Genomic DNA, 9,179 nt, shown 5'->3' with positions numbered 1-9,179 from the left:
GGGGGGGGGTGGAACGAAGGGGATGTCGGCCAGGGGGACGGCGGCGTGTTGGGTGTCGAGCGGCTTCTGGTAGGAGCGATAGGCGTAGATCACATGGGAATACGGCGTAGGATAGAAAAAGTCGGGGTGCGACTCGAACGGCGCGTCGACCAGGACGTGCGACAGACGATCCTGCGGGCGTCCGTACAACGACAGCGCGTAGCCGGCGAAGAAGCCGAGGGTTTTGCGGCCGCCTGCGAGAGACACGTGCAACTGGGTGTCGTCGTCCTCGGTGAGCCGCCGCACCCACTCGGTGATGCCGTCGGCCGCCGCCGTGTTGTCCTCGCCGCTACGGATGTCGGTCAGGGGGCGTCCGTCGCCGTCGGTCAGGGTGTGCAGGCTATCCGCGCCGAACCGGATCGGCGGCAGCCGGTAGTCCTTGCACAGACGATGAAACCAGCCCGGCTCATCGCTGAACAGTGTCAGGCGCGCCCGCTCCACGCCTTCGGCTGTGGAGATGACGTGGATCTCGGTCGGAAGCGTTTCGGGCGCCTCTTGCCATAAGGCAAACAGGGTTTCGGTCACGACTTGAGGCGTCAAGCCGGTGATGACGAGCAAAATTCGCCGAGGGTAAGTCATTTGTGTTGCAGTCGGTCGGGTGAACGGTTGAGCTGCCGTCCTTGGCGTCCCTGTCCTTCGGTCTACAGTGTGCCTTCGTCAAGCGTCGGCCAGGGTTTCCGGCAAGCTTGCGGCGCGAATCCGGTAGCGGCCCAGACCCATGGTGGCGCCCTTGCCGACGTGGGTCCATTGGCCGAGCCAGAGATAGGGCCAGAAGGTCTCGACATCTTCGCCGCGCAGCTCGAACCGGCCGAGCAGTCCGCCCATTTGCATCGCGGTTTGTTGGCGCGAGGAATAGCGGGTCCAGTCGTGCCAGCGGAGCTTGGGCTCATGCACCGGCACGTTTCGCGAGGCCTGTGCGAGGGCGGCGAAGTCGACCTCCAGCGGCGTATCGGTGTGGAAGTAGCTCAGCATGGACAGCCGCCGCAGCAGATGCCCGAACAGGTCGCCGAAACCGAACTGCGCGGGCGTCACCAGATGGTCCTCGCGTTTCAGCCGGAGCGGGGTCTCGATCCGGATTTCGAAGCGCTCGGGGAGGGCGGGTATGGCCGGCGTCCGGCCGGGCGTCATCCGCAAGGGCTGGCCGGGTTCGTAGACGATCGGATTCTCCGGTGCATCGGCCTGCTCCACTTTGATCAGTTCGAAAGCTTGCGAAGCGCGACTGAGTCCTGCTTTTCCAGCCTGGTCCAGGGCATGGATGAAGTAGGGAAGATGACGGTCGGCGCGTCCGAACAGTGTCAAGCCCAATGCATAGGGCGAGCCGTTTTGTCGCGGGTCTATGCGCAGCGCGAAGGGATGCGGCGCCGTGGTGTAGCGGCGCATTTTTTCGCTGTCGGGCGGCGGCGGGGTTTCGAAGACGTAAGGGTAGACGCAGCTTCGGTAGAGAAGGCAGGAAGGGCATTCCGTCCCCCGAACCACGCACACGGTGCGCTTGAGCGCGTGGCCGAAGGCGCCGCGCCAGGCGGAGCCGGCGTAGGCGGGCAGGCGGAGCGGTTCGATGGTTTCGAAATGACAGCGGAACACTGCCAGGGGCAGCGACGGGAGTTGGCGGGCGGAGGACATGAGGCTTTCTTGTTTTTGTTGCTGGGCGTTCAGTACATACCGTTCGCCTAGTTTAGGAAAGATTCGGCAAGCTTGCGAAGTCTTCGAACGATCCGCGCCGGTCGGCCCTCGATCGATGCCTGTCCTGAGCCAGGTCGAAGGGCGGTTCGCTTCGCTCACCGCATCCTACGACCTGTAGGGCGCGGTGAGGAACGACAAACCGGCAGGATAGCCGGTTTGCACGGAGCCCGTAGGGTGCCGGACAAGGAGGTCCGGCATGAGCCGCACCGATGGCATCCGCGAATGATGCCTGTCCTGAGCGAAGTCGAAGGGCGGCTCGCTTTGCTCACCGCATCCTCCGGATTCGGTTCAATAAGCAGGCGGATCGCTCGCCGGGAAGGAGTCTTTGGAGCCTTCGTCGACCATACCCTCGGACGGCGGCGTTTGCGGCGCCGGCCGGGGGGCGGTCGTCATCGCATCGAAGATGGTCTCGGCTTTTTTTCCGGCCAGGAGCTGGCGGAGAACATACTGGAGGATGCCGCCGTTCAGGTAGTACAGCATCTCCTGCGGGGTATCGATGCGGATCGTTGCGTGGAATTCTTTGGTTCGGCCGTTTTCGTCCGTGGCCTGTACGGTTACGTCGCGGCCGTTGGCGAAGCGGGTGGCTATGGCCTCTCCGAGCCCGAGCACGGCGAAGGTCTCGCGGCCGCCTAAGCCCTGCGATTCGACGTTCTCGCCGTCCCGGAACTGGAGGGGAAGGATGCCCATCCCGACCAGATTGGATCGGTGAATGCGCTCGTAGCTCTCGGCGAGGACGAACCGAATCCCCTGCAAAAAAGGTCCTTTAGCCGCCCAGTCGCGGGACGAGCCCGAGCCGTATTCTTTTCCCGCCAGGATGCAGAGCGGCGTGCCGTCCTGCTGGTAGCGCACCGCCGCGTCGTAGATGGTCATGACGGCGTTTTCCGGGAAATAGGTGCTGTAGCCGCCCTCGGTTCCCGGCGCGAGACGGTTCTTGATGCGGACATTGGCGAAGGTGCCGCGCACCATGACCTCGTGGTTGCCTCGCCGCGAGCCGTAGGAGTTGAAGTCTTGCGGTTCCACGCCGTGCCCGATCAGGTATTTTCCGGCCGGCGAGTCCTTCTGGATGCTTCCGGCCGGCGAGATGTGGTCGGTCGTGACCGAATCGCCGAGCAGGGCGATGGCCCTCGCGCCGCGGATATCTTCCACGCTCTTCGGTGCCTCTGCCTGCATTCCCTGGAAGTACGGCGGCTGGCGGACGTAGGTGGAGTTCTCGTCCCAGGCGAAGCGGTCTGCCGAAGGAATGGGCATGGATTTCCAGCGCCGGTCGCCTTCGTACACTTGACCGTAGCTCGCGCGGTACATGTCGGAACGGATGGCCGTGCGTATCGTCTCTCTGATTTCCTCCTCGGTCGGCCAAATGTCCTTGAGAAAAACGGGACTGCCGTCCTTGCCCGTGCCGATCGGCTCCCGGTGCGGGTCCCAGTCGATCCGGCCGGCGATGGCGAACGCCACGACCAGCGGAGGCGACATCAGGAAATTGGCGCGCACTTCGGGGTTGATGCGCCCCTCGAAATTGCGGTTTCCCGAGAGCACCGAACAAGCCACCAGCCCGCGCTCCCGGATCTGCTCCGAAATCTCGGGCGGCAGCGGCCCGGAATTGCCGATGCAGGTGGTGCAGCCGTAGGCGACGGTCTGAAAGCCCAGTTGATCGAGGTATTTCGTCAGACCGGCCTGGCGGAAATATTCCGTCACGACCTTGGAGCCCGGCGCCAATGAGGTTTTCACCCAGGGTTTTCGCGTTAGCCCGTATTCGCAGGCCTTCTTGGCCAGAAGCCCCGCCGCGATCATGACCGAAGGGTTGGATGTGTTGGTGCAGCTGGTGATGGCGGCGATCACCACCGAGCCGTGATCGATGCGGAGCTCAGGCTCTGGCGAGTGCGATTCCGCAGGTTTCTTCGCGGCCGGAAGAAGCGACGGGAGCGTTTCGTGGAAGACCCGCTTCACGTCGGGGAGGCTGATGCGGTCCTGCGGACGCTTGGGGCCCGCGACGCTGGGCTGTACCTTGCCGAGATCCAGCGCCAGGGTATCGGTGAAGATGGGCTCGGGGGCGTCGGGGTTATGGAAGAGCCCTTGTTCTTTCAGGTAGGCCTCCGCCAGCGCGATCCGTTCCTCGGGACGGCCGGTGAAACGCAGATAGCGGAGGGTTTCGTCGTCGGGCGGGAATATCGCGCAGGTCGCCCCGTACTCCGGCGTCATATTGCCGATGGTGGCGCGGTCTTCCAGCCTGAGAGCGGCGACGCCGGGACCGTAGAATTCGACGAATTTGCCGACCACGCCTTTCTTCCGGAGCATCTCGGCGATGGTCAGCACCAGATCGGTCGCGGTAACGCCTGCCGGCAGCTCACCCTCCAATCGAAAGCCGATCACTTCGGGAATGAGCATGGAAACGGGCTGCCCCAGCATGACGGCCTCGGCTTCGATGCCGCCCACGCCCCAGGCCAGCACGCTCAAACCGTTGACCATGGGCGTGTGGGAGTCGGTGCCGACGCAGGTGTCGGGATAGGCCAGGGGGAGTCCGCCGTTGCGAGGGAGTTCGGGATTCTCGTCGGTGGAGAAAACGACGCGCGCCAGATATTCGAGGTTCACCTGATGGCAAATGCCGGTATTGGGCGGTACCACCTTGAAGTTGTCGAAGGCCTGCTGGCCCCAGCGCAGAAAGGCGTAGCGCTCGACGTTGCGGCGGTAATCGAGCTCGACGTTTTTCTCGAACGCCTCGGGTGTGCCGAAGGCGTCCACCTGGACCGAGTGGTCGATGACCAGTTCGACCGGGATGAGCGGATTGATCCTGGCCGGGTCGCCGCCCAGTTCGGCCATGGCGTCGCGCATGGCGGCCAGGTCCACGAGGGCCGGCACGCCGGTGAAGTCCTGGAGGAGGGCTCGCGCCGGCGAGAAGGCGATCTCGCGGTCCGGCGGATTCTTGGGATTCCACCCCGCTAGGGCTTCGATATCCTCGCGGGTGACGGTCACACCGTCCTCGTTGCGCAGCAGGTTTTCCAGCAGAATGCGGAGGCTGTACGGCAGGCGGTTCACGTCGCCCGCGGCGTCCAGCCGGTATATCGCGTATTCGCGGCCGCCGATACGAAGCGTCGAGCGGGCGCTGAAGCTGTTTTTCATTCGAGTCTCCCGTTTTCAAGCCGTTACCAGCCGTGGAGCCTTAGAGCATTTTCCGATTCGGTGTCAGAGGGCCCGATAGGTAGGTCGGCAATCCCTTCCCAATCGCAAACGGTCATCCGGGGAAGGGGCTGGCCGGCGCTCCCGGCCAGGTCGTTTGCGATTGGAGCGCCCGAATGACCCTTCCAATCGCAAACGGTCGCTTCAGTTGCGACCCTTCCAATCGCAAACGGTCGCTTTAGTCGCGACCCTTCCAATCGCAAAACGGCCGTCCTGGGAGCGCCAGGACGCCCCTTCCAACAAAATCCTTTGCCGAGCCGATAAGTCGGCAAGGGATTGCCGACCTACGTTCTTCCTGCCCGACACGAAGCCGTACGCCGGGATGAAAAATGCTCTGGAGCCTATCCCAGTAGGTCCCCAAAACCCTTCGACCGGCCTGTCCTGAGCCCTTCGACTTAGCTCAGGACAGGCCCGTCGAAGGGCTCAGGGCGAACGGCCTACTGAGATAGGCTCTTAGTCCAGCTGCAAAAAGGGAAGCGCCGGTTACCCCTTGATGCAAGCCATCGGCGTGACCTTGGCCACCAGGCGCGCGAGCCCGGCTCTATCCGCGGCTATCACGACGTCGTGCACGTCTTTGTAGGCGCCCGGCGCTTCTTCGGCGACTCCGCGCCACGAGGGGCTGCGCACGATGATGCCGCGCGCGGCCAGTTCGTCGACCACCTCTCGGCCGCCCCAGGTGCGCACGGCCTGGTGGCGGCTCATGGCTCGCCCGGCGCCGTGGCAGGCGGAGGCGAACGACAAGGTTTCGCCGCTCGCAGTGCCCGACAGGATGTAGGACGCCGTTCCCATCGAACCGCCGATCAAAACCGGCTGTCCGGTCTCGCGAAACACTTTCGGCAAATCCGGATGGCCCGGACCGAAAGCCCGCGTCGCGCCTTTGCGATGGACGTAGACCCGCTTTTTCCGGCCTTGTATCAGGTGCTCTTCTACTTTGCAGGTGTTGTGCGAAACGTCGTAAAGCAAATCGAGCCGGGCTTCGGGCAGGATTTCCGCAAACACCTTGCGGGTCAGATGCGTGATGATCTGCCGGTTCGCCAGCGCGCAATTGATCGCGGCGCGCATCGCGCCGAGGTATTCCCGACCGACCGGCGATTCGATCGGAGCGCAGGCCAATTCCCGGTCGGGCAGGGCGATGCCGTATTGCACCGCGGCCGCCTGCATGCGCTTGAGAAAGTCGGTGCCGATCTGGTGGCCCAAGCCTCTGGAACCGCAGTGGATGGTGACCACCACGTCGCCTGTCGCCAGGCCGAACGATGCGGCGATGGCCGGATCGTAAATCTCGCTGACTTCCTGCACTTCGAGATAGTGGTTGCCCGAACCCAGCGTCCCCATCTCCGCTCGCTGTCGCTCCTTGGCGTGAACGGACACGGCGTCCGGCTTGGCGCCCGCCATCCGGCCGCGCTCTTCGATCCTCTCCAGATCTTCGGGGCGGCCATAGCCTTGCCGAACCGCCCACTCGGCGCCGCCGGACAGCATTTCGTCCATTTGAGCGTGATCGAGGCGGATATGGCCGCGGCTGCCGACGCCGACCGGTACGGTGGCGTACAGAGCATCGACGAGTTCCTTTTTGAGCGGGTCCACTTGTTCGCGTTTAAGACCGGTATGCAGGGTTCTAACCCCGCATGAGATGTCGAAACCCACGCCTCCGGCCGAGACGACGCCACCCTGCTCGGCATCGAACGCGGCCACGCCGCCGATCGGAAAGCCGTAACCCCAATGGGCGTCCGGCATGGCGTAGCACGCGCCGACGATACCCGGCAGCATGGTAACGTTCACAGCCTGCTCCCTGACTTTTTCATCCATGTCGCCGATCAAGGTTTCATCGGCATAAATGATGACCGGCACCCGCATACCGTTCACCGGCTCGATGCGCCAGGCGAATTCGGATAGCCGCGTCAGGCGATTGATATCCATCGTCGACCCTCTCTTGACTGATGCTTTACACGTCTACGACACATTGCGCTATCCAAACGCCGTTTTCATCCCGATAGACTTTGAGCTCGGTGTACGTGGCGCCCTTGACCTCAACCGCGGGGTGGTGGCGTTCCCGTTCGACGGGTTCGCCCCAGGCGGTGGCGTGCAAGGCGGAACCGTCGATACTGACGTCGAAGCGGCCGAATACCATCTGGCGCACCGCCATTTCATAAACGAGTGCATTCAGCCAGTCCACCAGCAGCGATTCTATGTCGGGCGCTTCGCAACGGATTTCGACCGGCGTCGTGGTTCCGACCTGGACGGGATCGCAGATGACGGCGTTCAGCGCTTCAGCGGCGTGAGCGAAAGCTTTTTCGATCGTAGCGCCTCGGCCGCGCACGCCCATGTCGGCCATGTGCGGAAAATGCTCCCAACTGGACGCATCGGTTGCGGGTTGCAATTGGCCGGTTTCGGTGCTCATGACTTGCCTCTTGACGGGATTTGGAATCGTCGCGCCTGAAGGCTTTCCGGTAGATTCGTCGGCCTTGCGAAAGCGGATGAACGCGGAATGGCCTGTTTCGCTGGTTCTTGATTGGCCGATCGATCTGCACAGTGCCCAACTTATATTGGGACCCTTAGGAACGATGGAATTATCCGGAAATCTTTGGTTGATCGTGGCGCCGAAAAAATTCGGTTCTCGGACGCCACGACAACTCGGAAGTCCTTCCTTCAAAACGGGTTTCGGCGGCGCGGCGGGGCCGATCGAGCGTTCGCAGGCCGTCCGAATTGCTCAGTGGGCTCTTAACCATGCCCCATTTGCTTCGGCCCTTTGAGCTTTTTGATGAAATCGTCGATGTGCATGGCTGGCAAGGTCATGGGAATGACCGAGCCGCGCGAACCCAAATCGACCGCAAGATGAGCGGCAGTCTCATTGTCTGGCGCCTCTATGATGGTCAAGAAATCGTGAGCCCCAAGGAGGGCATATTGGGTAAGAACTTTGCACCCGAATTGCTCGATTTCTTTGTTCACTTCCACTATCCGGTCGGGATTCTTGTGCAGGGTTTGCCGGCCTTCGGACGTCAAGGTGGTCAGCAATACATAAGTGGCCATCGTATACCTCCTTCTCTGGAGATTGGAAAATCCAAAGCGTTTCGATCAGAGCTTGTGCAGTTTGATCGCTCTCGTCATTTTCGATTCCTGCCTCTTTCTTCCGTAAGAAGAACGGAACCTTTGAACCTTTCGCCCTTTGGGAAAAGTCGCTACTGAAGCGACGTTTGCGATTGGAAGAAGAGGGACGTTCAGAGAAGGCGAGCATGGCGGAATCGAAAAAAGAAAACCTTCCCTGATTTTCAACTCCCTCACTTTAACCCTCTCTCGGAGGGAGAGGAAACAAGCAGCGGATTGCGTAAGTTCTATCGGCAAAAATAGAAAATGCGCCAGCCCCGAGACGCTGTCAAGTAAGGAGATCCCCGTAACCGGCGCCCGGCGCTACGAGGATAAAATCCACCGCTCGCCGATGAAAGGGGCAGTGGCAGGGCAGCAGTCCCTTGCCGACAACTATCCTTATCAGCCCAAATCGAGGAAGCTGCGTAGCGGTTCGGAACCCGAGGATTGACGTAGCTTGCGCAGTGCTTTCACCTCGATCTGGCGGATGCGCTCGCGGGTGATGTCGAACTGTCTCCCGACTTCCTCGAGGGTATGGTCGGTGCTCATATCGATGCCGAAACGCATGCGCAGGACTTCGGCTTCCCGCTCGGGCAGACCGGCCAGGGCTTTCCGGGTTGTTTCGCGTAAGCCCGAAGTCGTCGCCGACTCGACCGGCGACGTGGCATAAGGGTCTTCGATCAGATCGCTCAGATGGGTGTCCCCGTCGTCGCCGATGGGGGTTGCCATCGAAACGGGCTCTCGGGTGATCTTGAGTATCGCCCGCACTTTGTCCTCGGACAGGTCCATGCGCTCCGCCAGTTCCTCCACCGTTGGGTCGCGGCCCAGCTCTTGCAACATTTGGCGCGAGATCCGGTTCAGCTTGTTGATCGTTTCGATCATATGGACCGGGATGCGAATGGTACGCGCCTGGTCGGCGATGGCCCGCGTGATCGCTTGGCGAATCCACCACGTGGCATAAGTGGAGAACTTGTAACCGCGTCGGTATTCGAATTTGTCCACCGCTCTCATCAAGCCGATATTGCCTTCCTGGATCAGGTCGGGAAATTGTAGGCCCCGGTTGGTGTACTTCTTGGCGATCGAGATCACGAGCCGCAGGTTCGCCTCGACCATCTCCTTTTTCGCTTGCTGTGCCTGATTCTCAGCGATCGAGACACGTCTGTTCATCTCCTTGATGTCACCCATCGAAAGTCCGGTCGCTTGTTCGATTC

Annotated in this window: 7 protein-coding genes; all 7 read right to left on the bottom strand. The window is 61.9% G+C overall.

The annotated features are described in order from the left end of the window. On the bottom strand, window positions 1–618 hold a 618-nt coding region (gene csm6 / locus ABJK70_RS15410), incomplete at its 3' end, for a CRISPR-associated ring nuclease Csm6 (RefSeq protein WP_347258398.1). 78 nt (window positions 619–696) lie between these two features. Next, window positions 697–1,659 (bottom strand): CRISPR system precrRNA processing endoribonuclease RAMP protein Cas6, encoded by a 963-nt coding sequence (cas6, locus tag ABJK70_RS15405; protein WP_347258397.1) that lies wholly within the window; start codon window positions 1,657–1,659, stop codon window positions 697–699. A 348-nt stretch (window positions 1,660–2,007) separates the two neighbouring features. After that, window positions 2,008–4,833 carry an aconitate hydratase AcnA gene (gene acnA, locus ABJK70_RS15400; RefSeq protein WP_347258396.1) on the bottom strand — a complete coding sequence of 942 codons (2,826 nt, stop codon included), beginning with the start codon at window positions 4,831–4,833 and terminating at the stop codon, window positions 2,008–2,010. 540 nt (window positions 4,834–5,373) lie between these two features. Beyond that, window positions 5,374–6,804, bottom strand: a complete 1,431-nt coding sequence (locus ABJK70_RS15395) for an RtcB family protein (protein ID WP_077732655.1) — start codon at window positions 6,802–6,804, stop codon at window positions 5,374–5,376. A gap of 25 nt (window positions 6,805–6,829) precedes the next feature. Then, window positions 6,830–7,285 carry an archease gene (locus ABJK70_RS15390; protein WP_347258395.1) on the bottom strand — a complete coding sequence of 152 codons (456 nt, stop codon included), beginning with the start codon at window positions 7,283–7,285 and terminating at the stop codon, window positions 6,830–6,832. 320 nt (window positions 7,286–7,605) lie between these two features. Beyond that, window positions 7,606–7,914 carry a GYD domain-containing protein gene (locus tag ABJK70_RS15385; protein WP_077732654.1) on the bottom strand — a complete coding sequence of 103 codons (309 nt, stop codon included), beginning with the start codon at window positions 7,912–7,914 and terminating at the stop codon, window positions 7,606–7,608. A 456-nt stretch (window positions 7,915–8,370) separates the two neighbouring features. Further along, window positions 8,371–9,179: RNA polymerase sigma factor RpoD (rpoD, locus tag ABJK70_RS15380; RefSeq protein ID WP_347258394.1), on the bottom strand; the 809-nt coding region annotated here is incomplete at its 5' end.

Origin of the sequence: Methylocaldum sp. (assembly GCF_039794385.1) — a bacterium.
Lineage (GTDB): Bacteria > Pseudomonadota > Gammaproteobacteria > Methylococcales > Methylococcaceae > Methylocaldum.
The sequence above is the reverse complement of the archived record's forward strand: the minus strand, read 5'-3'. Positions and strand labels throughout refer to the sequence as shown.

Bases quoted from the DNA above. Each gene is read 5' to 3' on its own strand.
- cas6 (WP_347258397.1), bottom strand. From the start codon at position 1,659: ATGTCCTCCGCCCGCCAACTCCCGTCGCTGCCCCTGGCAGTGTTCCGC.
- acnA (WP_347258396.1), bottom strand. From the start codon at position 4,833: ATGAAAAACAGCTTCAGCGCCCGCTCGACGCTTCGTATCGGCGGCCGC.
- ABJK70_RS15395 (WP_077732655.1), bottom strand. From the start codon at position 6,804: ATGGATATCAATCGCCTGACGCGGCTATCCGAATTCGCCTGGCGCATC.
- ABJK70_RS15390 (WP_347258395.1), bottom strand. From the start codon at position 7,285: ATGAGCACCGAAACCGGCCAATTGCAACCCGCAACCGATGCGTCCAGT.
- ABJK70_RS15385 (WP_077732654.1), bottom strand. From the start codon at position 7,914: ATGGCCACTTATGTATTGCTGACCACCTTGACGTCCGAAGGCCGGCAA.